This is a genomic window from Novosphingobium pentaromativorans US6-1, assembly GCF_000767465.1.
In the GTDB taxonomy this organism is placed as follows: domain Bacteria; phylum Pseudomonadota; class Alphaproteobacteria; order Sphingomonadales; family Sphingomonadaceae; genus Novosphingobium; species Novosphingobium pentaromativorans.
This window is the reverse complement of record NZ_CP009291.1, coordinates 539,491-564,855: the sequence shown is the minus strand read 5'-3', so window position 1 is coordinate 564,855 and position 25,365 is coordinate 539,491. Positions and strand designations below refer to the sequence as shown.

Sequence of the window (25,365 nt, the reverse complement as noted above, 5' to 3'; positions counted from 1 at the left end):
TGAAAGGGAAATACCGATGGTCAAGAAACTCGTTCTCGCTCTCGCCGCTAGCGGCATCCTGTTCACTGCCACTGCCTGCAACACCGTGAAGGGTGCCGGCCGGGACATCGAATCGGTCGGTCAGGCCGGCGACGAAGCGATCAACTGACGCAAAGCCGTGCAATTCGCGAGCGGCACCTGCGGACAGGTCTGCAGGCACCGTTCGCGCGTTCACGAAGACACGTGAGATCTTCCTTTCCTTGGCAGTACTGCCTAAATCCTGATTCAGCGGGTTCCGGACGACCGGAAGGCATGCCCGCTCAACAGGAAACAGAAATGATCAGGAAGCTCGTACTTACCCTTCTCGCAGGAAGCATCGTCCTTGGCGCGGCCGCCTGCAACACCGTCCGCGGCGTCGGTCAGGATCTCGAATCCGCCGCGAACACGGTCGACAAGGCTACCTGAGGCTTTACGCCTCGGCAGCCGCTCCTGGCGCGACATGCGCACCTTGTCCTGGCCTGCGGCTCCATAGCGAGGCCAGGAAACTGCCGATCAGCACGTGCAGAACGGCGGATATGGCTGCCGGGACAGGCGCCAGCGCCGCCTGCATCGGATTGGCGAACTGCCGCGTGAAAGCAGGCGTCGACGCAAGACTCGCCCCCAGCCCGCTGTTCTGCATTCCGACTTCCACACTTATCGTGCGCGCCGAGGCTTCGCCGAGGCCCAGCATCCTGCTCAAGCCATAGCCAAGGCCGAACCCGGCGGCGTGGAGCGTGAAAACGGCCGCCAGCAGAATGTTCGCGTGCGCCTCGATCAGGGCTTTCGACTGGGCGATGATGGCCGACACGATCAGGACCACGAACAGCACAGAGACCACGGGTGAAACAGAGCTGACCGATTTCGTCAGCCGGGGCAGATAGCGGTTCATCAACACCCCGACGATCACTGGCAGGAGCACAACGGTGACCATGCCGCGAAAGAGGTTCCAGCGATCGATTTCGATGAAGACCCCGGCCAGCCAGCCCGTAAGCAGCGGCGTCATGACGATGGCGACGAGCGTCGACACCATCGTCAACGATACCGATAGCGCGACGTTGGCGCGGGCAAGGTAGCACACGACATTGGACGCAGTGCCCCCGGGGCAGCAGGCCACGAGGATGAGGCCGACGGCAAGCCCTGCCTCCAGCCCAAAGGCCCAGGCGATCGCGAACCCCGCCAGCGGCATGATCGTGAACTGCAGCACGGCTCCCGCCAGAACCTGCGACGGCAGGGCGAGAACCCTGCGAAAATCGTCGAAGCTCAGGGTAAGGCCCATGCCCAGCATGATCACGCCGAGCATGACGCTGATCAGCGGCTGGCCGAAAGGCGCAAAACGCCCGTCGGCAACCCAGATGAAGTGATCGGGCACGAACCACGCCCAGGTTACGCCCAGCACGGTCCACAAGGCGAAAAGCCTCGTCACCCGATCCATCATCTGTTCACTCCCCCCTCGGGCGGGTCAGCTCCCGCCAATCTCGCTCAGCGAAGGTTTGCCCGGTTCGCCGGGTACCCCCTGCCACACGAGGACCGGCTTACGCGCTGCCTGCGTCTCGTCAAGACGGCGACGCGGCGCGAAATGCGGTGCGGAGTGCAGGCTTTCATCGCCCGCCTTCGCCCGCTTAGCCAGACTGCGCAGCGAAGCGATGAAGCGGTCGAGACCGGCCTTGCTCTCGGTTTCGGTAGGCTCGACCAGCATCGCGCCCCTGACCACCAGCGGGAAGTAGACCGTCATCGGGTGGAAACCTTCGTCGATCAGGCCCTTGGCGATGTCGAGCGTCGAGAAGCCATCGGCAAGCCCCGCATCGCTGAACAGCGCCTCGTGCATGCACGGGCCGCTCTTGGCGAATGGCGCGGGCAGCAGGTCCTCGCAGGAACGCAGGACGTAATTGGCATTGAGCACCGCATCCTCGGCTACCTGGCGCAGGCCGTCGGCGCCGTGGCTGAGGATGTAAGTCAGCGCGCGTGTGAACATGCCCATCTGGCCGTGGAAGGCGACCATGCGCCCGAATGCGCGGCCATGGCCCTCGCCCCGGTTTTCTTCTTCGACGAGGTGGATGCCCCCGTCAGGACCGCGGGTTACGAACGGCAGCGGCGCGAAGGGCGCCAGCGCCGCGGACAGAACCACCGGACCGGCACCCGGACCGCCGCCGCCGTGCGGGGTTGAGAAGGTCTTGTGCAGGTTGATGTGCATGGCATCGACGCCGAGGTCGCCCGGGCGCACCTTGCCGACGATCGCGTTGAAGTTCGCGCCGTCGCAATAGACGTATCCGCCCGCCTCGTGGACGGCATCGGCAATCGCCTTCATGTCGGGCTCGAACAGGCCGCAGGTGTTCGGGTTGGTGATCATCACCCCCGCCACATTGGGCCCGAGCTTCGCCTTGAGCGCCTCAAGATCGACGCGCCCCGCGGGCGTTGCCGGGATCGACTGCACCTTGAAGCCGGCGAAAGCCGCCGTCGCCGGGTTCGTGCCGTGAGCGCTTTCCGGAACGAGCACGATGTCGCGCTTCTCGCCGCGCGCATCGAGCGCGGCGCGAATGCACAGCAGGCCGCACAGCTCGCCATGCGCACCGGCTTTGGGGCTCATCGCCACCGAGGCCATGCCGGTCAGCGTAATGAGCCAGTCGGCAAGCTGCTCGATCACTTCGAGCGCACCTTCGACCGACTTCTGCGGCTGCAGCGGGTGAACGTCGGCAAAGCCCGGCAGACGTGCCATCTTTTCGTTGAGACGCGGGTTGTGCTTCATCGTGCACGACCCGAGCGGGAACGGCCCGAGGTCGATGGCGTAGTTCTGGCGCGACAGGCGCGTGTAGTGACGCACCGTTTCCGGCTCCGTCAGGCCCGGCAGGTCCGGCGCGGCCTTGCGCAGGAACTTCGACAGTCCCGCCGCGGGCGCGCGATCGGGCGTGTCGATATCGACGCCGCACTTGCCTTCCGCGCCCAGTTCGAAGCTCAGCGGCTCCTCGAGCATCAGCCCGTAATCGCCGCTGGAGGTTACGAATTTCTCCGAGGCTTCACCCGCCTCGCCCATGGTCGGACGCCAGCCCGCCGCATTCACGCCGCTCATGCCGGCACTCCTTCCAGGACGGCCGCCAGTTCGGTGGCAAGCGTCTCGATATCTTCATCGGTGGTCGTCTCGGTCGCCGCGACCAGCAGGCCCTTGTGCAGGTCTTCCTGCGCGGGGAACAGGCGGCCGAGCGAAACGCCGCCAAGCACCTTGCGGTCGGCCAGTTCGCGCACCGCTTCGCGCGCATCGCCGGGCAGTACCAATGTGACCTCGTTGAAATAGGCATCGTTGAGCAGCGAGACGCCGGGGATCTGCGTCAGGCGCTCCACCGCCGCCTGCGTGCGGTCATGGTTCACTGCTGCCAGCTGGGCCAGGCCATTCCCACCCAGCAGGGTCAGGTGAATACTGAAGGCCAGGGCGCAAAGCCCGGAATTCGTGCAGATATTGCTGGTCGCCTTCTCCCGGCGAATGTGCTGCTCGCGGGTTGAGAGCGTCAGCACAAAGCCGCGCTTGCCCTCGGCATCGACGGTCTCGCCACAAAGACGGCCCGGCATCTGTCGCACGAATTTCTCGCGGCAGCCGAACAGGCCGAGGTAAGGCCCGCCGAACTGCAAGCCGACGCCCAGCGACTGGCCTTCGCCCACGACGATGTCCGCACCGAGATTGCCCGGCGCCTCTATCATGCCCAGCGCGACCGGTTCGGTCACCACGGCAACGACCAGCGCGCCCTTGGCGTGGGCGGCTTCGGAAATCGCTGCCAGATCCGGAATTCGGCCCAGGATATCGGGATACTGCACGACGACGCACGAGGTCTTCTCGTCGATCGCCGCGATCACCGCCGCATCGTCGGGCTCACGCGTGAGTTCGCAAGCGAGCGAGGCGATCTCGTCCTCGGTGAACTTCGCCATGGTGCGCACGACTTCGCCATAATGCGGGTGCAGGCCACCAGAGAGGATCGCCCGGTCCTTGCGGGTGATGCGCGCCGCCATCAGGATCGCCTCCCAGCACGCGGTCGAACCGTCGTACATCGAGGCATTGGCGATGTCGGTCCCGAACAGGCGCGCGACCTGGGTCTGGAACTCGAAGAGCACCTGCAACGTGCCTTGCGCGATCTCCGGCTGGTACGGCGTATAGGCCGTCAGGAACTCACCGCGCTGGATGATGTGGTCGACAGAAGCCGGCACATGGTGGCGATAGGCCCCTGCCCCGAGGAAGAACGGCGCCGATCCTGCGCTGAGGTTCTTGCCCGCCAGCGCGCTCATGTGCCGTTCCACGGCCATTTCGCTAGCATGCATGGGCAGCCCCTCGACCGGGCCGGAAAGCCGCGCCTCGGATGGCACGTCGATGAAGAGATCGTCGACCGAGGCGGCGCCGATCACGTCCAGCATGGCGGCGCGATCGGCATCGGTCAGGGGCAGGTAGCGCAAGGGGCGTTACTCCGTACGATTCAATGGAGAATCAGAGGGTTTCGACAAATGCCTTGTACGCGGTCTCATCCATGAGACCTTCGAGTTCGGCAGGATCGGACAGGGTGATGCGGAACAGCCAGCCACCCTTTTCGGCATCGGTGTTGACCAGTTCCGGCTCATCGGCGAGCGCGCCATTGGCATCGGAAACGGTGCCCGAAACCGGCGTGTAGACGTCCGAAGCGGCCTTCACGGAATCGACGACCGAAACGGAATCGCCCTTGGCGACGGTCGCGCCGGCGTCCGGCAGTTCAACGAAAGTGATGTCGCCAAGCTGGCCCTGCGCATAGTCGGTGATCCCGACCGTGCCGGTGTCGCCCTCGACTTCGATCCATTCGTGGTCTTCGGTGAAATAACGGGTCATCTGGGCAAGCTCCTCAGCGATGGTAGCGATGTTGGACGAAGGGCATGGGCACGACCTTGGCGTCGAGCCGCTTGCCTCGGATTTCAATGGAAAGGGCCGTACCGTCGGCGGCGTGGGCCGCATCGACGTAGGCCATGGCGATCGGGTGCTGCAGCGAGGGCGAGAAACCGCCAGAAGTCACCACGCCGACTTCGAGATCGCCGGCAAGGACCATGGCGCCTTCGCGTGCTGCCTGTCGGCCTTCGAGGGACAGGCCAATGCGCTTGCGGGCGGTTCCTTGCGCGAGGTCGCGCTGGACGCGCGCGGCGCCGGGGAAGCCGCCTTCGCTGCGGCGGCGCTTGTTGACGCCGAAGATCAGCCCGGCCTCGACCGCGCCGTGATCGGGCGACATGTCATGGCCGTAGAGCGGCAGCCCTGCTTCGAGACGCAGGGAATCGCGCGCGCCAAGACCGATCGGTTTCACTTCCGGTTCGCCGCAAAGCAGGTCTGCCACCCGGGCGGCATCCTTGCCGGGAATGGAGATCTCGAAACCGTCCTCGCCAGTGTAGCCGGAACGGCTGATCCAGGCATCGACACCGCCCAGCGTGAAGCTGGCCCCTTCATGAAGGTGAGCGCCGAAAGCGGCGTGTCGCCCTTGGCGTGACGTTCCAGCGCCGCGAAGGCCTTGGGTCCCTGCAGCGCCAGCAATGCGCTGTCGTCGAGGTGGTTGAGCGTCACTTCGTCAGGCAGAAGTTCGCGCAAGGAACCGATGTCGTCCCACTTGGTGGCGCCATTGACGACGAGATAGAAGCCCGTCTCCCAGCGGGTGACCATGAGGTCGTCGAGAATGCCGCCCTCATCGTCGAGCAGGAGCGAATAGCGCACCGATCCTGTCTTCAGGGTCGAAAGGTCGATCGGCAGCGCTGCTTCAAGCGCCGCGTCGAGATCCACCTGCGCATCTTCGGCGGGGCAAATGTAGAGCTGGCCCATGTGACTGACGTCGAACAGTCCGGCGCTCTCGCGGGTCCAGAGGTGTTCGGCCATGATCCCTTCGTACTGGACGGGCATCATGTAGCCGGCGAACTCGACCATGCGCCCGCCCTTCTCGCGATGCCACGCGTCGAGCGGCAACAGCAAGGGCTCGACCGGCTCGAGGTCCTGTTCGTCTTGGGGATTCACTAATTCGCTCAAGGCATAGCTCCGCACAGCAATGGCACACCGTTTTCAGGTGCCCCCTCTGTCACGGAAGCCTGAGAGCTTTGCCCCGGCCACCCTGCAGCAGGGTATCCGGGCTTACACCTTCGGCGGCCACATCCGAAATGGACGGGGCACTTTCCAGAGCGTCACTATCGACTGGCGCGGTCCTTTTGCCTGAGAGATTCCGGGGCGGTTGCTCCTTCGGCGCCTGCCGTTCCGATCCCTTTCGGGGGCCGAATCGGCAGGTCTCTCCCGCGCTGTCAGCGACGAAATCACCCTTGATTGAGGGGCACGTGCGAGTCAACGCCCCTCACGCTGCGATGCAGTATTATTCCCCGGCCCGCCGCAAGGCCCTTTGCATCGAATCATAGTCGTGGACGAAGCGGCCCTGCGCCTTTTCCCGCACCAGCGCAAAAACGGTCCGCGCCACGGTGGATCCGCGCACGGAACGATACTTGCGCAACTTGCCGTGCATGACGAGCAGGTCTGCCACCGGCGCGATCGCCTGCCCAAGCCCTTCCAGCTTGCGTTTCTCGGCCCGGGGCCCGCGCAGCAGGCCCGGACGCAGGATGTCGAGTCGGCGAAACCCCAGCTTGCCCAGGTCCTCTTCCGTCTCTCCCTTGGTGCGCAGGTAGAAATTGCGGCTCGCCCGGTCGGCGCCGACTGACGATACGGCGATCATGTGCTCGATGCCCGCCATGCGCGCCGCCTGCGCAACTTCGACGACGAGATCGTGATCCACCGCCCGGAAAGCCGCCTGGCTGCCGGCAGCCCTGATCGTCGTGCCCAGTGCGCAGACGAGCACATCGGCGCGGGCAGCGCCGATCAGCGCAGACCAGTCATCCGGCAATCCCACGAGAACTTCGGTACGCGCGCCGCGAGGCAGCGCAAATTCGCGGCGGGCGACGCTGACGACGCGCATGTCGGAGCGTCCCACGCTTTCGTCCAGGACCGCCGTACCGATCAGGCCGCTTGCCCCGACGAGGCAAATGCGATGTGCCGGAAGCGAAGGCTCCTCGCCCCGTTTCAGCACATCGAACAGGTCAGACATTGCGCAGCCCCTCAGGCGTGCGCCCGTAGATCTGCGCGTGGCAGGTAATCGCGTAGCGGTCGGTCATGCCGGCGATGTAGTCGGCGATGTGACGACTGCGCTCGGGCTCGTGCCGCGGCATCGTATCGATCCAGCTTTCCTCCATCAGCACCGGCTGCTGCGAATAGGCGGAGTACAACTCCGCCAGCACCGCACGCGCACGGCGCGCGGTCTCGATCTGCTCGGGATGGTAATAGAGCTTGTCGTACATGAAGCGCTTGAAGCCACGCTCGGCCTCGGCCAGTTCGGGCGAGAAGGCGCCGAGCGGGCGATCCGCGCCGCGCACTTCATCGACGCTGCCCACGCCGACAAGGCGCTGCTGCGTCTCCGCAATCAGGTCGTTGACCATGAAACCGATCTGGCTGCGGATCAGCTCGGCAAGCTGCCGTTCGCGCGGCACACCGGGATAGCGCCTTTCGACTTCGCCCCAGTGTTCGGCCACGAAGGGATGGGCGAGCAGTTCGTCGAGATCGAGAAAGCCCGCCCGCAGGCCGTCGTCGATATCGTGGTTGTCATAGGCGATGTCGTCGGAAAGCGCGGCGACCTGGGCCTCCAGCGAGGCGTAAGTGCCAAGTTCCAGCCCATAGGCGGCGTCAAGTTCGCTCAGGGCCCAGTTGGGAGCGGTCACCGGTCCATTGTGCTTGGCCAGCCCTTCGAGCGTCTCCCAGGTGAGGTTGAGCCCGTCATGCTCGCAATAGGGGCTGTCGATGCGCATCAGCGTGCGCAGGCAATGGGCATTGTGATCGAAGCCGCCGGCCTTGTGGAGCGCACTGTCGAGCGCCTCCTCCCCGGCATGGCCGAAAGGCGGATGGCCGATGTCATGCGCCAGAGCCAGCGCCTCGGTCAGGTCCTCGTCGAGGCCGAGCGTACGGGCGATCACGCGTGCGATCTGCGCAACCTCGAGGCTGTGGGTCAGGCGAACCCGGTAATGGTCCCCGTCAGGCGCGATGAAGACCTGGGTCTTGTAGCGCAGGCGGCGAAAAGCGATCGAATGGATGATCCGGTCGCGGTCGCGCTGGTATGCACTTCGCGGACCTCGGGCCACGGCATTTTCCATCGGAAATTCGCGTCCGCGCGAACGGGCTGGGTTCGAAGCATAGGGGGCTAGGGTCAAGCGCAGGTCTTTCCCGGATCGGCTGTCGGAACTGGATCGTCTGCGCCGCCCTAGCGAGCAATCCCCACCTTGCACAAGGCCGCCGAGGCCGTCGTGACCAAAATGACCTTCGGGTCGTCCACCTCGCGCAGCGCCCGCAGCCAGGCGCCCGGGGTCGGCTTGTCGCCTTCGAGGGCCTGCAGCTTCAGCAATTGCACGAAGCTCAGTTGCCGGACCATGCGCCTGGCCATGCAGGTCGACACCCGGGCCGACATCCCTGCGTCGAGCAAGGCCGCGCGGACGCGCCAGCCTGCGTAAAGGTGAGCGGACACTGCCAGCAGGGCCAGAATGCCGACGAGCATCAGCGCCCGCTTCACCATTTTCATCATGACCGGATAGCCGGGCCTAGAGGGCCTTGACGATCTCTTCGACCATCTTCTTCGCGTCGGCGAGCAGCATCATGGTCTGGTCCATGTAGAAGACGTCGTTGTCGACGCCCGCATAGCCCTGTCCGCCCATCGAGCGCTTGATGAAGAAGATCGTCTTGGCCTTGTCGACGTCGAACACCGGCATGCCGTAGATCGGCGAGGACTTGTCGGTCTTGGCCGCCGGATTGACGACGTCGTTGGCGCCGATGATGAAGGCCACGTCGGCCTGCGCGAACTCGCTGTTGATGTCCTCGAGTTCGAAAACCTCATCGTAAGGGACGCTGGCTTCGGCAAGCAGGACGTTCATGTGGCCCGGCATGCGCCCGGCAACCGGGTGAATCGCGTACTTCACGTTGACGCCATGTTCCTTGAGCAGGTCGCCCATCTCGCGCAGGGCATGCTGGGCCTGGGCCACGGCCATGCCGTAACCCGGGATGATGATGACGTTCTCGGCTTCCTTCATCAGGAAGGCCGCGTCCTCGGCCGAGCCGCGTTTCCACGGACGCTGCTCCTTGGCGCCGCCCTCTCCCGCGCCGCCGGTATCGGCACCGAAGCCGCCTGCGATCACCGAGATGAAGCTGCGGTTCATCGCCTTGCACATGATGTAGGAGAGGATCGCACCCGAGGAACCCACGAGCGCACCGGTGATGATCATCGCGGTGTTGTGCAGCGTGAAGCCCATCGCCGCCGCGGCCCAGCCCGAGTACGAGTTGAGCATCGAAACTACCACCGGCATGTCCGCGCCGCCGATCGGGATGATCAGCAGGAAGCCGATCGCGAACGACAGGGCAACGACGATCCAGAACAGCACGTTCTCGCCCGGGCCTGCCTGCCCGGAGTTGGTGAACAGCGCCGTCAGCACGAGGATGAGCACCAGCGTGCCCAGATTGATGACATGACGAGCGGGCAGCATGATCGGCGCGCCCGACATGTTCCCGTTGAGCTTGGCAAAGGCGATCACCGAACCGGAGAAGGTGATCGCGCCGATGGCAGCGCCCAGCGCCATCTCGATGCGGCTGACGGTCAGGATATTGCCGTCATCGCCGAGAATGTCGAAAGCGCCCGGGTTGAGGAAAGCCGCCACGGCCACGAGCACGGCGGCCAGGCCGACAAGCGAGTGGAACGCCGCAACGAGCTGCGGCATCGCCGTCATCTGGATGCGCCGGGCAATGACGAAGCCGACGCCGCCGCCAATGACAATGGCGCCCACGATCTCGGGCAGGCTGGCGATATCGTGCGTCATCAGCGTCGTGACGACGGCGATGAGCATGCCGAACATGCCATAGCGATTGCCCCGGCGGGACGTTGCCGGCGAGGAAAGCCCGCGAAGGGCCAGGATGAAGCAGACGCCTGCAACGAGATAGGCGACGGCCACCCACGGGTTTACCGCATGGGCTTCCATTACTTGCTATCCCCCTTTGCTGCCGGCTTGTCCTTCTTCTTGTACATGGCCAGCATGCGTTCAGTCACAGCGAAGCCACCGAAGATATTGACGCTGGCAAGCACGACCGCGCCCAGACCCAGCCACTTGGCCAGCGGGCTTCCCGCGGCGGCGCTGGCGACCAGCGCGCCGACGACGATCACGGAGGAAATGGCATTGGTCACCGCCATCAGCGGCGTATGCAGGGCCGGGGTAACCGACCAGACGACGTAGTAACCCACGAAGCAGGCCATTACGAAGATCGAAAGGATCGAAATGAAGTCCATCGTCGTGGCCCTCCTCAGGCCAGTAGGCGTGGATTGACGACCTTGCCACCCTGCGTCAGGCGGATCGCGTCGCCGATTTCCTCGTCGAGCACGGGCCGTCCCTGCTCCTTGTCCCAGAAGGCCGAGAGGAAATTGAACAGGTTGCGGGCGTAGAGCGCGGAGGCATCGGCAGGCAGGTGCGCGGGCGTATTGGAATAGCCCATGATCTTCACGCCATGCTTTTCGACGATCTGATCGGGCACCGAACCCTCGACGTTGCCGCCTTGCGCGACGGCGAGGTCGAAGATGACGCTGCCCGGCTTCATCGTCGCGATCTGCGCATCGGTAATCAGCCGCGGCGCGGCCCGTCCCGGGATGAGCGCGGTCGTCACGACGATATCCTGCTTGGCGATGTGGCCGGATACCAGCTCGGCCTGCGCCTTCTGGTATTCCTCCGACATCTCGGTAGCATAGCCGCCGGTGCCCTCGCCCTCGATCCCGGCGACGTTCTCGACGAAGATCGGCTTGGCCCCCAGCGACATGATCTGCTCCCTGGTCGCCGCACGCACGTCGGTTGCCGAAACCTGCGCGCCGAGACGACGCGCGGTGGCGATCGCCTGCAGTCCGGCAACGCCCACGCCCATGATGAAGACCTTGGCTGCGCTGACCGTGCCGGCTGCCGTCATCATCATCGGGAACGCGCGGCCGTAGGTATCGGCAGCGGCAATCACCGCCTTGTACCCGGCGAGGTTCGACTGCGAGGACAGGACGTCCATCGACTGCGCGCGGGTAATGCGCGGCATGAATTCCATCGACAGCGCTTCGAGTCCTGCCGCTGCATAGGCCTCGATACGCTCGCGCTGACCGAACGGATCCATGATGGCAACGACCCATGCGCCCAGCTTGACGCCCGAAAGCGCAGCCGGTTCGGGGCCCTGGACACCGAAAATGATGTCCGCGCCGGACAGCACTTCAGATGCCGGGCCGACTTGCGCCCCGGCATTCCTGTACTCCTCGTCGGAAAAACTGGCCACAGCGCCCGCACCGGACTCGACCGCCACTTCGGCGCCGAGAGCCACGAGCTTTTTAACGGTCTCGGGCGATGCCGAGACACGCGTCTCCTCCTTCGCGGTCTCTTTGAGGACCGCGATCCGCTGGCTCTGTGGCACAGTCAGATCAGGCGATCAGGCTGACGACGACCGCCACGACGGCGATGCAGATCCCGGTTCCCCAGGTGGCCGCCTTGATGAAGCTGTTGTAGGTTTCCTGCGCAGCGCGCATGTCGTTGCCCGAAGCCATGATATCGTTCCCCAAGTATTGGTTCTTGTGATTACTGGCGCTAGCTCTAGCTGCATGCTGCACTGCACTCAAGCACGAAGCGAACCGACCTGAAACTTCTGCCAAGGGCGCCTCAGGCGGCCCGCAATGAGACAGTTCACGCTTAATACCGTCTTTACCTGATTGCCCTAAGACTTTCGCAACACACAGCAAGGGCTTGGTACAAGGCGGGCAAATGGCGGATCTCGAACAGCGCCTACTCATGCTTATCGACGATGAGCCGGCGCAAAGCCGATTGATCTCGGCCCTCGCCGGACGCGAAGGCTGGCGCACGATCATCGCTCGCGATGCGGAAACCGCTATCGCCACGCTGGGCACGCGCCAGGGCATGCAGCTTTCGGCCATCATCCTGGACCAGTGGGTTCCGGGCGACGATGCCTGCTCGCTCATTTCCGAGCTGAAATCGCGCCGTCCGGCCCTGCCGATCCTGATGCTGACCGCCAGCACTTCCCCGCTCCTCGCGGTGGAAGCCATGCGCGCAGGCGCCACGGATTATCTCGTCAAACCAGTCGCGCCCGACCGGCTCATGCATGCGCTGCGCTCGGCCACGACCCGCGAAACGCCGCGCGACGAACTGGCGCCGCTGACCGAGAAGATGCCGTCCAATCCCGATTTCGAATCGATGATCGGCGCTTCGCCCAACTTCCGCAAGGCGCTGGCTGTCGCCGCCAAGGCCGCACGCGGACACGGCCATGTCCTGATCGAGGGCGAAAGCGGATCCGGCAAGGAACTGCTTATCCGCGCCATGCACGCAGCCAGCCCGCGCGCAAAAATGCCGCTGCGTATCGTCAATATCGCGGGCCTCGCCGGAAACTCGGTGGAATCGGCCCTGTTCGGCCATGAGAAGGGCGCCTTCCCCGGCGCGTTCGACCGCCAGATCGGTGCACTGCAGCATTGCGACGGGGCCACGCTGGCGATTGACGAAGTCGACCGCCTCCCGCTCTCGGTGCAGGAACGCCTGCTGGAATCGCTGCGCCGCCACGATGTGCGGCCGATCGGCGCACAGCACTCCTTCCGCATCGACGTGCGCATCATCGCTGCAAGCAACCTGCCGCTTCAGGACCTCGTCAGCCAGGGCCACTTCCTGCCCGAACTGCTCGAAATCCTCTCGCCGACAAAGGTCGAATTACCGCCGCTGCGCGAGCGGACCGGCGACATTCCCGCCCTCACCCGCTTCTTCCTCGCCCGAATCGGCGAGCAGCCGGGCCTGCGCGAACTGGGCATCACCGACGGCGCACTGTCGCTTCTGGCCGCCTACGACTGGCCGGGCAACGTCCGCCAGCTTCAGGCCGTGCTGTTCCGCGCGGCGGTGTTTTGCGACGGCGACGCATTGACATCGGAAGATTTTCCACAGCTTCTCAACATACTGGGCACAGGTCCATCCACAGTGGCCGGGAACCCGATGCAGGAAAGCTCCGGGGTCATGCTCTACACCCCCGACGGCAACCTGCGACCGCTGGAAGACATCGAGGCCGACGTGATCCGTCTCGCCATCGGGCACTATCGTGGACGCATGACCGAAGTCGCCAGGCGGCTCGGCATCGGCAGGTCCACGCTCTATCGCAAGCTCAGCGAACTCGGAATCGACAACGCCGCCTGAGCGGGCCATATTCCCGGATCACGCATTCAAGGAGTTTCCTGACTTGGTCCAGTGACACCGCCCCGGCGGACTGTTCCCCTGCGACGCGGCATTTGTGCCGTGCGGACCATGTCATCTGAAGGAAATTCCATGCCCCGTTTCGAAGGCAAGACCGCGCTCATCACCGGCGCGGCATCCGGTATCGGCGCTGCGTGCGCCCGCCACCTTTGCGCGCAAGGCGTGTCCCGCCTGATCCTCGTCGACAAGGACGAGCGGGCCCTCGCTGCGCTTTGCGCCGATTGCGAGACACTCCGGCATCACGGCGATGTCGCCGATCCTGATTTGTGGGGCGAGGTGGCGGCAGGCATCGACCGGCTCGACTGCGCCATCCTCAATGCCGGACGAGCCGACAGCGCCCCTATCGTCGATCTCGACCTCGCGGACTGGCGCAATGTCCTCTCGACCAATCTGGATGGCATGTTCCTTTCGCTGCGCTGCGCCATGCGGGCAATGCGGGCCGCTGGTGGAAGCATTGTCCTCACCGCCTCGGTAAGCGGCATCAAGGCCGAGCCGGGAACCGCCGCCTATGGCGCGAGCAAGGCCGGCGTCATCCAGCTCGCCAAAGTTGCAGCCAGGGAAGGCGCCGCCAGGGCGATCCGCGTCAACGCCATTGCGCCCGGCGGGGTCGATACGCCCATCTGGGACCAAGTGCCAATGTTCGACGACTTCGTGAAGCAGCATGGCAGCCGCGCAGCGGCGATTGCCGCGATGGGCGAAGTGGCCACCCCGCTCGGCCGCTTCGCGCGGAGCGAGGAAATCGCCGAACAGATCGCGTTTCTCCTGTCGGATGCGGCAGCGACGATTACCGGGGCCGTGCTGGTAAGCGATGGCGGGTACAGTCTTTAGGCCAGGTCTGGTGCCTCGCCGCTGGAGCGGCTCAAGCGAGCTGCGAGAAATCCGTCAGCGCTGCATCGCGCAGGCCCCGCCAGACGCGCGCCGCCTGAACCGTCTCGCGCACATCGTGCACGCGAAGGACCTGCACTCCGGCGTCCAGTGCCTTGAGTGCAAGGGTCAATGAACCGCCAAGCCGCTCATGCGCCGGCGCTTCGTTCGACAGCGCGCCGATCATGCGCTTGCGGCTCGCACCCAGCAGCAGCGGTTGGCCGAGCCCGTGGTACAGCGGCAGGGCATTCATCAGCGCAAGGTTCTCGGCCAGGGTCTTGCCGAAGCCGATACCCGGATCGAGCAGGATCTTCTCCGCCGCGATCCCTGCGGCAACCGCCCTGTCGCGGGCATCGCCAAGCCAGTCGAAGACGTCGAGAACGACATCGGCATAATCGCCGTTCGCGTGGAGATCTTCGCCGTTGCCGGGAGCGTGCATGAGCACCACCGGCGCGCCGGAACTGGCGGCAAGATCAAGGCTGCGCGGATCGTAGCGCAGCGCCGAAACATCGTTGAAGATATGCGCGCCGGCTTCATGGCTGGCGTCCCACACTGCGGGTCGGCGGGTGTCGACGCTGATCGCCGCGCCCATTGCCGACAGTCGCTCGACCATCGGGACCACGCGCTTGATCTCGTCGCCTTCCCAGACTGCGGCAGCGCCGGGCCGGGTGGACTCACCGCCCACATCGATGATCGCCGCCCCGGCCTCGAGCATAGCCGAGGCGTGGTCCAGGGCGATCTCGGGCTTGTCCATGAACTCGCCGCCGTCCGAGAAACTGTCCGGTGTGACGTTGAGAATGCCCATGACCTGCGGTTGATCGAGCCGGATCGTGCGCTGGCCGCACTGCAGCGGCGCATGGACCTTGCGCAGGTTCGCCCACTGCGTCTCGGCCTGCGCGCCCAGCTCGGCGGGGAGCTGCGCCATGACGCCGGGCATCTCGGCAACCGAAGCGCGGGTGCGCGAGAGGAGCTTGCCGCTCTCACGCACGATGACCGCAAAGCGGCTGGCCCAGACCATCGAGCCGCCCAGCCGGACGGCCTCGCCTTCCTCGCTCTGCGGGTTGTCGGCAAGAGCAATGGGGCGGATGTAGAGTTGCTTGGTCATGCCGCCCCCTTAGCCACTTGCGGAGCCATGCTGAACACGTTTCAGCACGGCGATATCGTCAGACGAAAGTGCGGATCACGGCTCGGTGGCAAGCAGGTAGAGCTGGCGGATCGAATCCAGCGGCTTGATCTCGCCCTCATGCTCGAGATGCCAGAACGTCCAGCCATTGCACGAGGGCGCGCCCTGAAGCTGGGCACCCACGCCATGGATCGAACCGTTGGCATCGCCCGCGACGAGCGAGCCGTCGGCGCGCACGGTGGCGGTGAAACGGCGCTTCTTGTCGAAGATCTGCGTGCCCGGCGCAATCCAGCCGGTTTCGACCAGCGTTCCGAAGGCAACCTTGGGTGCACTGCGCTTGGACTGCATCGTCTTGAGCGCCGACTCGTCGAGTTCCAGCGCCATCTCGATGCGTTCCATGGCCGCATCGCGATAGTCGGATTCCCGCTCGCAACCGATCCAGTCGCGGCCCAGGCGCTTGGCGACAGCGCCGGTGGTGCCGGTACCGAAGAACGGGTCGAGCACGACGTCGCCCTTGTTGGTCGTGGCCAGCATCACGCGGTAGAGCAGCGCTTCTGGCTTCTGCGTCGGGTGAACCTTGCGGCCACCTTTCTTGAGCCGCTCCTGCCCGCCACAGATCGGCAGCACCCAGTCCGAACGCATCTGCAGTTCGTCGTTGAGGGTCTTCATCGCGCGGTAATTGAAGGTGTACTTCGACTTCTCGCCCATCGAGGCCCAGATCAGCGTCTCGTGCGCGTTGGTGAAGCGGGTCCCCTTGAAGTTCGGCATCGGGTTGGCCTTGCGCCACACGATGTCGTTGAGGATCCAGAAGCCCATGTCCTGCATGATCGCGCCGAGGCGGAAGATGTTGTGGTACGAACCGATCACCCACAGCGAGCCTTCCGGCTTGAGCACGCGGCGTGCTTCGGTCAGCCAGTCTCGCGTAAACTTGTCATAGGCGGCGAAGCTGGAGAACTTGTCCCAGTCGTCGGTCACGGCATCGACGTGGCTGCCATCCGGCCGCGAAAGATCGCCTCCCAGCTGCAGGTTGTACGGCGGATCGGCGAAGACCATGTCCACCGAAGCATCGGGAATGGTACGCATCGCCTCGATGCAGTCACCGGGAATGATCTGACCCAGCGGCAGCAGTTCCTTCGGCGTCGGCGCAGGCGCGCGCGCACGAATTCTTTCCTTGACGAGTACCTGCCCCATGGCCGTTCCGAAGTCCCTTGTGCAATTCAGCCGCAAATCAGCTGTGGAAAGGCCGTAAACTGAGTCTTTCCGGACTCGCCGTCAAGTCGCGACTCGTGGAGACTCCTGCCGATTCAGGAATCGGAACAGGAGAACAAAACGAATCCGACACCGCATATTGAGTCTGCCGGGCGCCCCGCGACTCTAGATATGGTGGCTGCGACTCGCCGGATTCGTGGATAAAAAATTGTTCTCGCATGACCGCGCGCAGCAGGTATCCTCGGCAGCGAAACAGGGAGACGATCGAAATGGCACTCAAGGTCATCGGCGCAGGGCTCGGCCGCACCGGCACTTTGTCACTCAAGCTCGCGCTGGAGCATCTCGGTTTCGGGCCATGCTTCCACATGGTCGAGATCGTATCGGACGGACGCAGACAGATTCCGCTGTGGAGCGACGTTGCAGACGGCAAGGCGGACTGGGACGCCATCTTCGACGGCTTCGCCTCCACGGTCGACTACCCGGCATGCAGCTATTGGCGTGAACTGGCAGACCATTATCCGCAAGCCAAGGTGGTCCTGTCGACGCGCGATGCGGACGACTGGTTCAACTCGGTATCGCGAACGATCTTCTCCCCGGAAAACCTTGAAAGGTTCAAGGCACCCCCGTTCGGCAAGTTCCTGCAGCCTGCCGTCTATGCGCCGTTCGGAGACCGCATCGCCGACCGCGCCTTCATGGTCGATTACTTCCGCAAGTGGGAAGCCGACGTCGTCGCCGCGATACCTCCGCAACGCCTCCATGTTCACCGGATTGGCGAGGGCTGGGAAGGGCTGTGCGATTTCCTCGAGGTGCCCGTCCCGGATGCGCCCTATCCCGTAGTGAACACCAGCAAGGACATGGTCGAAAGCGGCCTTGCCGAAAAGGCCGAGCTCAGCCCTGAAGAGGCCGAAGAAGGCGCGCGCAGGTACAAGAGCGCGATGCGGGCTAAAGCCTTCGGCCCCAACGCCTGAGCGCGGCTCTAAAGCGCCATTTCCAGCTGCGCCACCGGCGCAAAACTGCGGCGGTGGTGGACGGTCGGTCCGTGGCGACGCAAAGCTTCCAGGTGCTCGGCAGTGCCGTAACCCGCATTGCGTTCCCACCCGTATTGCGGATGAACCTGTGCAAGACCCCGCATGATCGCGTCGCGGTGTTCCTTGGCGATGATCGATGCGGCGGAAATGCATGGCTCCAGCGCGTCGCCACCGACGATCGCCCGCGCCTTCCAGCGCCATTCCTCGCGCCGGCCATGCGGCGTCATGTTGCCGTCCACCAGGACTTCGTCAGCTTCCGTGCCGATCTTCTCGCAAAGCGCGGCCACTGCCCGCGTCATCGCCAGCATCGTGGCGCCGAAGATGTTGAGCCGGTCGATCTCCTCGACATCGACCACTCCGACCGCCCATTGGCAGCGCCGCTTGATCACTTCTTCGAGTTGCAACCTTCTGGCTTTCGAGAGCTTCTTGGAATCGTCGAGCCCGGGCGGGCGCGGCTTGCATAGCAGGACGGCTCCGGCCACAACCGGACCGGCAAGCGGGCCGCGACCGGCCTCGTCGACACCGATGACGATACCGCCGCTGCGGACTGTTCCAGAGGCCAAGTTACTCACGCGGGTGCCTATGCTCATACGAAACGTGCTTGCCACGCTATCCCTTCTCCCCCTCCCCCTCGCAAGCTGCGGCGCGGCCGCAACCGGGGATAATGCACAAGGCGAGCGCCCTTTCACGATCGAGGAAATGGGGCAATTCGAGGAACCGTGGGCGATGGACTTCGACGAACCCACAGGCGCGCTTCTGGTCACCGAAAAGGCCGGGACAATGCGCCTGCGCCTGGCCGATGGCCGAATGGGCCGCGTCACCGGCCTGCCAAAAGTCGACTACGGCGGACAGGGTGGCCTGGGCGACGTGATCTTTGCACCGGGACAGAGCGGCCCCACTCTGGACGGACGGGAAATCTACTTCAGCTGGGCCGAAGCGGGAAAAGGCGACACGCGCGGCGCGGCTGTCGGCAGGGCCACGCTTTCCTGCCCGGAAGAAACCGCCTGCACGCTGGACGACCTCAAGGTGATCTGGCGCCAGAGCCTCAAGGTCACCGGCCGCGGCCATTTCTCCCACCGGCTCGCCTTCTCGCCCGATGGGCAGTTCCTTTTCGTCAGTTCCGGCGAACGTCAGAAATTCACTCCCGCGCAGGACCTGACCAACAACCTCGGCTCCATCGTGCGGCTCCTGCCCGACGGCTCCCCTGCCCCCGGCAATCCATGGGCGGACAAGGGCGCGCCGACCAACCAGATCTGGTCCTTCGGCCACCGCAACGTGCTCGGCCTCGCCTTCGATCCGCAAGGACGGCTCTGGGACCTTGAGCACGGTCCGGCCGGCGGGGACGAGCTGAACCTCGTCAAGCCTGGGCGCAATTACGGCTGGCCCCTCGTCTCCAACGGCGACCACTATGACGGCAGGCCGATCCCGCGCCACGATACGCGGCCCGACCTGGCTGCGCCCGCGATCAGCTGGAACCCGGTGATCGCCCCGGGCGACTTCATCTTCTACACCGGCGAGGCCTTCCCGGCCTGGCGGGGCCAGGCCCTTATCGCTGCCATGGTCGATCCCGGCATCGTGCGGGTGCGGATCGATGGCGACATCGATGTCGACAAGGGATTCGAGGAAGCGCGCTATTCCTTCGACAAGCGCATTCGCGAAATCGAGCAGGCCCCGGACGGCACGATCTGGCTGCTGGAGGATGGCAAACAGCGCAATTCTGGCAAATTGCTGAAACTGAGCCCGGTCACGAAGTGAATTGAATCGACAAATGGCCGCGTCGCTCCTATCGGCGCGCGCCATGTCCGATAGTGCCACCATCATCCCGCTCGACAATGTCGAACCCGCCCTCGTCGAGGCCCTGCTCGACCGCGCGTTCGAACCCGAGCGACACGAACGCACCGCCTACAAGGTGCGTGACGGGGTGGACTGGCTCCCGGCCCTGAGCTTCGCCGCGCTCGATTCCAGCGAGATGCTGGTCGGCTCGATCCAGTGCTGGCCGGTCGCCCTGACCGACCCCGAGGGCCGTGCGCATCCGATGATCATGGTCGGCCCGGTGGCAGTGCTGCCCGCGCTTCAGAACATGGGCTACGGCAAGGCGCTGATGTCAGCGAGCATGGCATGCATCGATGGCCGCGCGCCGCTGCCGCAGGTCATGGTCGGCGATCCGGAATACTATGGCCGCTTCTGGGGCTTCTCGAACGAAGGTACCGCCGGCTGGGACCTGCCCGGCCCGTTCGACCCGCGCCGCCTGCTCGTGCGCTGCGAAAACCCGGCAGTTCTTCCCGTAAACGGCATGCTCGGTCCCTGGCTGCGCTGATCGATCCCCGGATCTGCGCCGACTGGACCTTGGCGCGAAAGGTCCTATCTGGCATCGCACGACGATGCCTTACGAACCGCCTCCCGAACTCTCCGGCCTCTCGCTGGCCGAGATTGCCGAACTGGCTGCAGCCCGCAAGCTGCCGCCCGTCGCGCAATGGGAACCTGCTCACGTCGACGACAGCCACATGCGCATCGCGGCGGACGGGCGCTGGTTCCATGAAGACGGCGAGATCCGGCGCCCGGCCATGGTGCGCGCCTTCGCTGCACTCCTGACGCGCGACAAGGAAGGGCGGCACTGGCTCGTTACGCCAAGCCAGAAGCTGAGCATCGAGGTCGAGGACGCGGCCTTCATCGCCGTCGACCTCAAGCGCGAAGGCAGCGACATCGCCTTTCGGCTCAACACCGACGATCTTGTCATCGCCGGCCCCGATCACCCCATCCGCAGCCACGGCGATCCGGACACGCCCGCGCTCTACCTGCGCGTGCGCAATGGCACCGAGGCCCGGCTCAATCGCAGCACTTATGCGCAGCTGGTGGAAATCGCGCTGGAGAACGAAGAGCTTGCCGTGACAAGCGGCGGCGCCAGCTTCCCGTTGGTGCCTGCATGAGCACGTTGTTCGAACAGGTATCGCGCCGCTTCGAGCGCGGGCACATGGCAGAGCCTTCAAGGCTGTGGAACGATCCGCGCATTGCGAACATAGCGAGCTTCAAGCCCGCCGCAGTCCTCATCGCGATTACCGAGCGCGAACGGCCGGGCATGCTCCTGCTCCATCGCCCCTCGACGATGCGCGCCCATCCCGGCCAGATCGCCTTTCCCGGCGGCCGCATCGACCCCGGTGAAACTCCGGTCGAGGCCGCGCTGCGCGAAGCCAACGAGGAACTGGGCATCGACCCTGCGAAAGTTCGCGTGGTCGGCTCCAGCGACCTCTACCGCACCGGCAGCGGCTATGAGATCACGCCGGTAGTCGGCGTGGTTCCGCCCGACCTCGAGATCACGCCCAACCCGGCCGAAGTCGCGCAGTGGTTCGAGGCGCCGGTCGATTTCGTGCTGGATCCCGCCAACCAGCAGGCACGGACCCTGGAATTCGACGAGCGCACGCACAAGTTCGTCGAGATCGTCTGGTCCGAACGCGGACAGGACCATCGCATCTGGGGCGTAACCGGTGCGATCCTTCACAATCTCTCCTACAGGTTGAACTGGAATGACTGACCGTCTCGCCGCCGAATGGATGCGGCGTGCCGATATCGTGCAACTGGTCGAGGCGCTTGGCCGCGACAACGCCCGCTTCGTGGGCGGCGCGGTGCGCGACGAACTGCTGGGCCTGCCGGTCAAGGACATCGACATGGCAACGACGCTGCTACCCCAGGATGTCATCGCCCGGCTCGACGATGCGGGCATGCGCAACGTGCCCACCGGCATCGAGCATGGTACCGTGACGGCAGTCCTGCCCGGCGGTCCGGTCGAGATCACGACCTTGCGCCATGACGTCAGCACCGATGGGCGGCGCGCCACCGTGGCTTTCGCCAGCGAATGGCGCGACGACGCGGCACGGCGCGACTTCACCATAAACGCGCTCTACGCCGATCCCGAAAGCGGCGAGATCTTCGACTTCTTCGGTGGTCTTCACGACCTCAGGCAGCGCACCGTCCGCTTCATCGGCGATGCCCGCCAGCGCATCCGCGAGGATCACTTGCGCATCCTGCGCTACTTCCGTTTCCAGGCCAGGTTCGGATCGCAACCTGCTGATCAAGAAGCGGAAGAAGCCTGCGCCGAGCTGGCAGCTACGCTCAAGGGTCTGTCGCGCGAGCGGATCGGCATGGAGACGATGAACCTGCTCGGCCTGGCCGCCCCCTCGCCGACCCTGCGCCGCATGGCCGAACTGGGCGTCCTTGCCGTCATCCTGCCCGAGGCCGATCCCGAGGCCCTCACGGCGCTTGTCGCTGCCGAGAGGAGCCAGGGCATCGCTCCCGATGCCCTGCGGCGATTGGCAGCCCTGCTTCCCGCACAAGTCCCGCTGGCAGAACAGGTGGCATCGCGCTTTCGCCTCTCGGGCGCCCAGAAGAAGCGTCTTGCCACAGCCGCCGCACGCACGGACGAGCCTGTCGAGCCGCGCGCCCTTGCCTATCGCCTCGGTATCGAAGGGGCGCTCGACCGTCTCCTGATCGCCGGCGCCGATGCGTCATCGCTGGATCACTGGGTTATCCCGCAGTTCCCGCTAAAGGGCGGCGAAATCGTCGGCAAGGGTGTCGGCGCCGGGCCCGAGGTGGCGCGCATCCTGCGCAGTGTGGAGGACTGCTGGATCGCGGAGGGCTTCCCCGACAAGGCCCGGGTCGATGCCCTGCTCGATGCTGAACTTGCCGACCGCGCCGCCTGAAGCCTGTGACCGCATCTCAGTCAGCGCCAGGCAAGCTGGGAAGTGATATGATCCGCGCATGGAATTGTCCGCCTACATTTCCGATCTGACGGATTACCTTGCCACCCAACCTTTGCTGGCGCTGGCGATGCTGGCGATCTTCATCGGGGTCGCGGGCGGCATGCTGCGCCGGTCCGCCCCCAGGCTGGGCGGGCTGCTGCGCGGTGTCAGCCATCTTGGCCTCGTGGCGGCCCTGCTGCTCACCATCGCGCAAGTCACTCGCTTCACCACCGATACCGACTTCGCCCTGCCCCAGTTCGGCATGCCCCGCCAATCCGTGGAAGGCAACGAGACGCGCGTGCCGATCAGCGACGATGGGCACTTCTGGGTTACGGCCGAAGTGAACGGCGTACCGCATGATTTCCTTGTCGATACCGGCGCGACGATCACCGCGATCTCGCCGCAGACTGCCGGACTGTCGGGCGTGGATCCCAAACCGATCCGTCAGGCCATCACCATGCGCACGGCCAATGGCGTGGTTCGCGCAGAGGTCGGCACGATCCGCGAGTTCCGCTTCGGCAACATCGTCGCGCGCGATCTCGATACCGTCGTCGCGCCGGGTCTGGGCGATGCCAACGTGATCGGAATGAACTTCCTCTCGCGCCTCGCCAGCTGGCGGGTCGAGGGCCGGACCTTGATCCTCGTCCCGAACCGCCCGCAACCGGCGGCGGGACCCTGACCGCAGCCAGTCCCGGGCGGCTCCGATGGCGCCGACGGATTACTGGAACTTGTTGTCGCGCGGGAAGCCGTTGGGCGGCAGGCGTCCGGCCGCGCCGCGCGCGACCTTCCACATCACCATTTCCTTTTCCGTGCGCGTGCGCCCCGTATCGCCGCCCATCGTCCAGGACAGGCCGTCCTCGAGCCTGAGCGTCGTCACGTCGGACATGCCGCCGTCGCGGTAGCGCTGCAGCGTCACGCCCTGTCCCTTGGCCAGGACCGGCAGTTCCTCGAGACTGAAGATCACCAGCTTGCGGTTCTCGCCGACGACTGCGACGTGGTCGTGCTCTGGCGGGATCTCGCGCACGACCGCCAGCTTCACTCCCGGCTTGGTCGTCATCACCGCACGTCCCTTGCGCGTCTCGGCCAGGATCTCGTCGGATTCCGCTGCAAATCCGCGACCGATGGTCGAGGCCAGCAGCAGCTGCGCCTTGGGGCGATGGGTGAAGGCGGCGATGATGTGGGCATCGGCATCGATGTCCACCATCGTGCGGATCGGTTCACCGAAGCCGCGTGCACCGGGCAGCTTGTCCGCTCCGAGCGTATAGAAGCGGCCGTTGTCGACCCCGATGAGGATCTTGTCGGTCGTCTGCGCATGAAAGGCGAAAGCGGGGCCGTCGCCTTCCTTGAACTTGAAGTCGCCATCCAGCGCGACATGACCTTTCGCCGCACGGATCCAGCCACGCTGCGAAAGGATCACGGTCACCGGCTCCTTCTCGATCATCGCGTCCATCGAGAATTCGACCGTGGGCCTTGCCTGCGCGATAGTGGTGCGGCGGCGACCGAGCACCGTGGTCTCGGCGTAGTCCTTGCGCAGCGTCGTCAGGTCCCGCTTGAGCCGGGTGCGCTGGCGCGCCGGACTGTCGAGCAGCTTCTGCAGGTCTTCCTGCTCCTTGAGCAGGTCATCGCGTTCCTGCCGCAGCTCCATTTCCTCAAGCTTGCGCAAGGAGCGCAGGCGCATGTTGAGGATCGCCTCGGCCTGCCGGTCGGTGAGGTTGAACTCGGCCATCATCACCGGCTTGGGCTCGTCCTCGGTCCGGATGATCTCGATGATCCGGTCGAGGTTGAGATAGGCGATGATGTAGCCCTCGACGAGCTCAAGCCGAGAGGCGATCTTGTCGAGGCGGTGGCGGGTGCGCCGCAGCAGGATGTCGATCTGGCTGTAGACCCACTCCTGCAGCAGCAGTTTGAGCCCCATGACGCCCGGAGTCCGGTGAGAATCCAGGACGTTGAGATTGAGACTGAACTTCGATTCGAGGTCGGTGAGCCTGTAGAGGCTCTCCTTCAGCAGCTCGGGATCGACGTTGCGGCTCTTGGGCACGAAGACGATGCGGATCTGCTCGTCGCTCTCGTCGCGGATATCCTCGAGGATCGGCAGTTTCTTGTCGGCGATGAGCTGCGCGACCTGCTCGATCAGCTTGCCCTTGGCGAGCATATAGGGAATTTCGCTGATGACGAGCTGCCACTGCCCGCTGCCCAGCTTCTCTATTCCCGTCTCTTCCCAGTTGCCGTCCCCGTCCTTGCCGGTCGAGAAGCGACCGCGCATCCGGAAGGCACCCTTGCCGGTTTCATAGGCATGGGAAATCGCCGCGGGACTATCGACCACAAGGCCGCCGGTGGCGAAATCGGGGCCATGGAACACTTCCATGAGCTGGTCGTGTTCGGCATGGGGGTTGTCGATCAGGAGCAAGGTGGCATCGATGATCTCGGCCACATTGTGGCTCGGGATCGAGGTCGCCATGCCTACAGCGATACCGGTGGCGCCATTGGCCAGCAGGTTCGGAAACAGGCCGGGGAAGATCTCCGGCTCGCTCTCTTCACCGTTATAAGTAGGAACGAAATCGACCGTGCCTTCGTCCAGCCCCGACATGAGCTGGATCGCAGTGCGCGTCAGGCGTGCCTCGGTGTAGCGGTAGGCCGCCGCATTATCGCCGTCGATATTGCCGAAGTTACCCTGCCCCTCGACCAGTGGGTAGCGCAGCGAAAAGTCCTGCGCGAGGCGGACCATGGCGTCATAGACAGAGGCATCGCCATGGGGATGGTATTTACCGATGACGTCACCGACGACGCGGGCGGACTTCTTGTAGGCGCTAGCCGGATCGAGCTTGAGCTGCCGCATCGCCCAGAGCAGGCGGCGATGGACCGGCTTGAGACCGTCCCTGAGGTCCGGCAGCGAACGCGCTGTAATCGTGGACAGGGCATAGACGAGATAACGCTCGGACAGAGCGGCGTCGAAAGGCGCATCGACGATGGCGTCGAAGGGATCGGATTCGTCTTCTGTCATATTCACCATGGTTTGCCAGCACTAGCAGTGCCGGGCGCGCTCCAAAGCTGCATTTCCCCGTTTTCCATAACTTGCCGCCTCACAGCA

At 64.9% G+C, this 25,365-nt stretch carries 26 protein-coding genes, 1 pseudogene and 2 riboswitches; of the genes and pseudogenes, 11 read left to right on the top strand and 16 right to left on the bottom strand.

All coding sequences use genetic code 11. From position 1 onward, the window contains the following. The first annotated feature begins 16 nt into the window (after nucleotides 1-16). A complete protein-coding gene (locus tag JI59_RS02555) occupies nucleotides 17-148 on the top strand; it encodes an entericidin A/B family lipoprotein (RefSeq protein ID WP_007015039.1) in 132 nt (43 codons plus the stop codon). Nucleotides 149-315: 167 nt separating this feature from the next. Further along, nucleotides 316-444 carry an entericidin A/B family lipoprotein gene (locus JI59_RS27235; protein WP_081474068.1) on the top strand — a complete coding sequence of 43 codons (129 nt, stop codon included), beginning with the start codon at nucleotides 316-318 and terminating at the stop codon, nucleotides 442-444. A 4-nt stretch (nucleotides 445-448) separates the two neighbouring features. Here the strand turns inward: JI59_RS27235 and JI59_RS02550 are convergent, their stop codons facing one another. The 12 genes and pseudogenes from JI59_RS02550 to JI59_RS25945 all read right to left on the bottom strand — a co-directional run bounded on the left by JI59_RS02550 (nucleotide 449) and on the right by JI59_RS25945 (nucleotide 11,624). Then, nucleotides 449-1,453 (bottom strand): bile acid:sodium symporter family protein, encoded by a 1,005-nt coding sequence (locus JI59_RS02550; RefSeq protein WP_007015037.1) that lies wholly within the window; start codon nucleotides 1,451-1,453, stop codon nucleotides 449-451. A gap of 24 nt (nucleotides 1,454-1,477) precedes the next feature. Continuing rightward, complete coding sequence (gcvPB, locus tag JI59_RS02545; protein WP_007015036.1) at nucleotides 1,478-3,082, bottom strand: aminomethyl-transferring glycine dehydrogenase subunit GcvPB; 1,605 nt, start codon at nucleotides 3,080-3,082, stop codon at nucleotides 1,478-1,480. Beyond that, nucleotides 3,079-4,449, bottom strand: coding sequence for an aminomethyl-transferring glycine dehydrogenase subunit GcvPA (gcvPA, locus tag JI59_RS02540; RefSeq protein WP_007015035.1), 1,371 nt, complete (start codon nucleotides 4,447-4,449; stop codon nucleotides 3,079-3,081). Before gcvPA ends, gcvPB begins: the two co-directional genes overlap by 4 nt. Nucleotides 4,450-4,480: 31 nt before the next feature. After that, entirely contained in the window at nucleotides 4,481-4,852 is a 372-nt protein-coding gene (gene gcvH, locus JI59_RS02535) for a glycine cleavage system protein GcvH (RefSeq protein ID WP_007015034.1), read from the bottom strand. Between the two features lie 13 nt (nucleotides 4,853-4,865). Continuing rightward, a pseudogene (gene gcvT, locus JI59_RS02530) lies at nucleotides 4,866-6,010 on the bottom strand (glycine cleavage system aminomethyltransferase GcvT). A 48-nt stretch (nucleotides 6,011-6,058) separates the two neighbouring features. Further along, nucleotides 6,059-6,180, bottom strand: a riboswitch (glycine riboswitch). After that, a riboswitch (glycine riboswitch) is annotated at nucleotides 6,181-6,293 on the bottom strand. A gap of 63 nt (nucleotides 6,294-6,356) precedes the next feature. After that, nucleotides 6,357-7,079 (bottom strand): NAD(P)H-binding protein, encoded by a 723-nt coding sequence (locus JI59_RS02525; protein WP_007015032.1) that lies wholly within the window; start codon nucleotides 7,077-7,079, stop codon nucleotides 6,357-6,359. Beyond that, on the bottom strand, nucleotides 7,072-8,232 hold the full coding sequence (locus JI59_RS02520) for a deoxyguanosinetriphosphate triphosphohydrolase (RefSeq protein WP_038575406.1): 1,161 nt from the start codon (nucleotides 8,230-8,232) through the stop codon (nucleotides 7,072-7,074). The genes JI59_RS02525 and JI59_RS02520 overlap by 8 nt, the downstream gene beginning before the upstream one ends. Nucleotides 8,233-8,282: 50 nt before the next feature. Then, nucleotides 8,283-8,597, bottom strand: coding sequence for a hypothetical protein (locus tag JI59_RS02515; RefSeq protein ID WP_203226077.1), 315 nt, complete (start codon nucleotides 8,595-8,597; stop codon nucleotides 8,283-8,285). 19 nt (nucleotides 8,598-8,616) lie between these two features. After that, a complete protein-coding gene (locus tag JI59_RS02510) occupies nucleotides 8,617-10,041 on the bottom strand; it encodes an NAD(P)(+) transhydrogenase (Re/Si-specific) subunit beta (RefSeq protein WP_007015029.1) in 1,425 nt (474 codons plus the stop codon). Then, nucleotides 10,041-10,346 carry an NAD(P) transhydrogenase subunit alpha part 2 gene (locus JI59_RS02505; protein ID WP_007015028.1) on the bottom strand — a complete coding sequence of 102 codons (306 nt, stop codon included), beginning with the start codon at nucleotides 10,344-10,346 and terminating at the stop codon, nucleotides 10,041-10,043. Before JI59_RS02505 ends, JI59_RS02510 begins: the two co-directional genes overlap by 1 nt. Nucleotides 10,347-10,360: 14 nt before the next feature. Beyond that, entirely contained in the window at nucleotides 10,361-11,494 is a 1,134-nt protein-coding gene (locus JI59_RS02500; RefSeq protein WP_007015027.1) for a Re/Si-specific NAD(P)(+) transhydrogenase subunit alpha, read from the bottom strand. A gap of 7 nt (nucleotides 11,495-11,501) precedes the next feature. Continuing rightward, nucleotides 11,502-11,624: an aa3-type cytochrome c oxidase subunit IV gene (locus JI59_RS25945; protein WP_007015026.1), complete on the bottom strand. Its 123-nt coding sequence runs from the start codon at nucleotides 11,622-11,624 to the stop codon at nucleotides 11,502-11,504. A gap of 214 nt (nucleotides 11,625-11,838) precedes the next feature. Here JI59_RS25945 and JI59_RS02495 point away from each other — a divergent pair, with 214 nt between their 5' ends. Then, the gene (locus JI59_RS02495; RefSeq protein ID WP_007015025.1) at nucleotides 11,839-13,263 is read left to right on the top strand and encodes a sigma-54-dependent transcriptional regulator; all 1,425 of its coding nucleotides are present in this window, start codon (nucleotides 11,839-11,841) and stop codon (nucleotides 13,261-13,263) included. Between the two features lie 129 nt (nucleotides 13,264-13,392). Then, on the top strand, nucleotides 13,393-14,148 hold the full coding sequence (locus JI59_RS02490; RefSeq protein ID WP_038575405.1) for an SDR family NAD(P)-dependent oxidoreductase: 756 nt from the start codon (nucleotides 13,393-13,395) through the stop codon (nucleotides 14,146-14,148). A gap of 31 nt (nucleotides 14,149-14,179) precedes the next feature. Here JI59_RS02490 and folP read toward each other — a convergent pair whose 3' ends face one another. Next, the gene (folP, locus tag JI59_RS02485) at nucleotides 14,180-15,289 is read right to left on the bottom strand and encodes a dihydropteroate synthase (RefSeq protein ID WP_007015023.1); all 1,110 of its coding nucleotides are present in this window, start codon (nucleotides 15,287-15,289) and stop codon (nucleotides 14,180-14,182) included. Nucleotides 15,290-15,364: 75 nt separating this feature from the next. Continuing rightward, nucleotides 15,365-16,498: a site-specific DNA-methyltransferase gene (locus JI59_RS02480; protein ID WP_007015022.1), complete on the bottom strand. Its 1,134-nt coding sequence runs from the start codon at nucleotides 16,496-16,498 to the stop codon at nucleotides 15,365-15,367. Between the two features lie 287 nt (nucleotides 16,499-16,785). Between JI59_RS02480 and JI59_RS02475 the strand changes: the two genes are divergently transcribed. Further along, nucleotides 16,786-17,484 (top strand): sulfotransferase family protein, encoded by a 699-nt coding sequence (locus tag JI59_RS02475; protein WP_038576833.1) that lies wholly within the window; start codon nucleotides 16,786-16,788, stop codon nucleotides 17,482-17,484. 8 nt (nucleotides 17,485-17,492) lie between these two features. Here JI59_RS02475 and JI59_RS02470 read toward each other — a convergent pair whose 3' ends face one another. Further along, nucleotides 17,493-18,134: a ribonuclease HII gene (locus tag JI59_RS02470; RefSeq protein WP_052117822.1), complete on the bottom strand. Its 642-nt coding sequence runs from the start codon at nucleotides 18,132-18,134 to the stop codon at nucleotides 17,493-17,495. On the opposite strand from JI59_RS02470, the gene JI59_RS02465 reads away from it, so the two are divergent. The 6 genes from JI59_RS02465 (at nucleotide 18,127) to JI59_RS02440 (ending at nucleotide 22,956) form a co-directional block, all read left to right on the top strand. After that, entirely contained in the window at nucleotides 18,127-19,299 is a 1,173-nt protein-coding gene (locus JI59_RS02465) for a PQQ-dependent sugar dehydrogenase (RefSeq protein ID WP_038575403.1), read from the top strand. The two genes, JI59_RS02470 and JI59_RS02465, sit on opposite strands and share 8 nt — an antisense overlap. A gap of 13 nt (nucleotides 19,300-19,312) precedes the next feature. Then, nucleotides 19,313-19,861 (top strand): GNAT family N-acetyltransferase, encoded by a 549-nt coding sequence (locus tag JI59_RS02460; RefSeq protein WP_007015018.1) that lies wholly within the window; start codon nucleotides 19,313-19,315, stop codon nucleotides 19,859-19,861. 64 nt (nucleotides 19,862-19,925) lie between these two features. Continuing rightward, complete coding sequence (locus JI59_RS02455) at nucleotides 19,926-20,471, top strand: DUF1285 domain-containing protein (protein WP_007015017.1); 546 nt, start codon at nucleotides 19,926-19,928, stop codon at nucleotides 20,469-20,471. Further along, nucleotides 20,468-21,073 (top strand): CoA pyrophosphatase, encoded by a 606-nt coding sequence (locus tag JI59_RS02450; protein WP_007015016.1) that lies wholly within the window; start codon nucleotides 20,468-20,470, stop codon nucleotides 21,071-21,073. The genes JI59_RS02455 and JI59_RS02450 overlap by 4 nt, the downstream gene beginning before the upstream one ends. Beyond that, a complete protein-coding gene (locus JI59_RS02445) occupies nucleotides 21,066-22,238 on the top strand; it encodes a CCA tRNA nucleotidyltransferase (RefSeq protein ID WP_007015015.1) in 1,173 nt (390 codons plus the stop codon). Before JI59_RS02450 ends, JI59_RS02445 begins: the two co-directional genes overlap by 8 nt. Nucleotides 22,239-22,296: 58 nt before the next feature. After that, nucleotides 22,297-22,956, top strand: a complete 660-nt coding sequence (locus JI59_RS02440; protein WP_007015014.1) for a retropepsin-like aspartic protease family protein — start codon at nucleotides 22,297-22,299, stop codon at nucleotides 22,954-22,956. 39 nt (nucleotides 22,957-22,995) lie between these two features. On the opposite strand, the gene parC is transcribed toward JI59_RS02440, so the two are convergent. Then, nucleotides 22,996-25,287 (bottom strand): DNA topoisomerase IV subunit A, encoded by a 2,292-nt coding sequence (parC, locus tag JI59_RS02435; protein ID WP_007015013.1) that lies wholly within the window; start codon nucleotides 25,285-25,287, stop codon nucleotides 22,996-22,998. Nucleotides 25,288-25,365 lie beyond the last annotated feature (78 nt).

Coding starts and splice junctions, on each gene's coding strand:
- JI59_RS02455 (WP_007015017.1), top strand. CDS start 19,926: ATGCCTTACGAACCGCCTCCCGAACTCTCCGGCCTCTCGCTGGCCGAG.
- JI59_RS02495 (WP_007015025.1), top strand. CDS start 11,839: ATGGCGGATCTCGAACAGCGCCTACTCATGCTTATCGACGATGAGCCG.
- gcvH (WP_007015034.1), bottom strand. CDS start 4,852: ATGACCCGTTATTTCACCGAAGACCACGAATGGATCGAAGTCGAGGGC.
- JI59_RS02525 (WP_007015032.1), bottom strand. CDS start 7,079: ATGTCTGACCTGTTCGATGTGCTGAAACGGGGCGAGGAGCCTTCGCTT.
- JI59_RS02510 (WP_007015029.1), bottom strand. CDS start 10,041: ATGGAAGCCCATGCGGTAAACCCGTGGGTGGCCGTCGCCTATCTCGTT.
- JI59_RS02480 (WP_007015022.1), bottom strand. CDS start 16,498: ATGGGGCAGGTACTCGTCAAGGAAAGAATTCGTGCGCGCGCGCCTGCG.
- JI59_RS25945 (WP_007015026.1), bottom strand. CDS start 11,624: ATGGCTTCGGGCAACGACATGCGCGCTGCGCAGGAAACCTACAACAGC.
- gcvPB (WP_007015036.1), bottom strand. CDS start 3,082: ATGAGCGGCGTGAATGCGGCGGGCTGGCGTCCGACCATGGGCGAGGCG.
- JI59_RS02490 (WP_038575405.1), top strand. CDS start 13,393: ATGCCCCGTTTCGAAGGCAAGACCGCGCTCATCACCGGCGCGGCATCC.
- folP (WP_007015023.1), bottom strand. CDS start 15,289: ATGACCAAGCAACTCTACATCCGCCCCATTGCTCTTGCCGACAACCCG.
- parC (WP_007015013.1), bottom strand. CDS start 25,287: ATGGTGAATATGACAGAAGACGAATCCGATCCCTTCGACGCCATCGTC.
- JI59_RS02550 (WP_007015037.1), bottom strand. CDS start 1,453: ATGATGGATCGGGTGACGAGGCTTTTCGCCTTGTGGACCGTGCTGGGC.
- JI59_RS02450 (WP_007015016.1), top strand. CDS start 20,468: ATGAGCACGTTGTTCGAACAGGTATCGCGCCGCTTCGAGCGCGGGCAC.
- JI59_RS27235 (WP_081474068.1), top strand. CDS start 316: ATGATCAGGAAGCTCGTACTTACCCTTCTCGCAGGAAGCATCGTCCTT.
- JI59_RS02440 (WP_007015014.1), top strand. CDS start 22,297: ATGGAATTGTCCGCCTACATTTCCGATCTGACGGATTACCTTGCCACC.
- JI59_RS02465 (WP_038575403.1), top strand. CDS start 18,127: ATGCTCATACGAAACGTGCTTGCCACGCTATCCCTTCTCCCCCTCCCC.
- JI59_RS02475 (WP_038576833.1), top strand. CDS start 16,786: ATGGCACTCAAGGTCATCGGCGCAGGGCTCGGCCGCACCGGCACTTTG.
- JI59_RS02515 (WP_203226077.1), bottom strand. CDS start 8,597: ATGAAAATGGTGAAGCGGGCGCTGATGCTCGTCGGCATTCTGGCCCTG.
- JI59_RS02470 (WP_052117822.1), bottom strand. CDS start 18,134: ATGAGCATAGGCACCCGCGTGAGTAACTTGGCCTCTGGAACAGTCCGC.
- JI59_RS02505 (WP_007015028.1), bottom strand. CDS start 10,346: ATGGACTTCATTTCGATCCTTTCGATCTTCGTAATGGCCTGCTTCGTG.
- JI59_RS02555 (WP_007015039.1), top strand. CDS start 17: ATGGTCAAGAAACTCGTTCTCGCTCTCGCCGCTAGCGGCATCCTGTTC.
- JI59_RS02445 (WP_007015015.1), top strand. CDS start 21,066: ATGACTGACCGTCTCGCCGCCGAATGGATGCGGCGTGCCGATATCGTG.
- JI59_RS02460 (WP_007015018.1), top strand. CDS start 19,313: ATGGCCGCGTCGCTCCTATCGGCGCGCGCCATGTCCGATAGTGCCACC.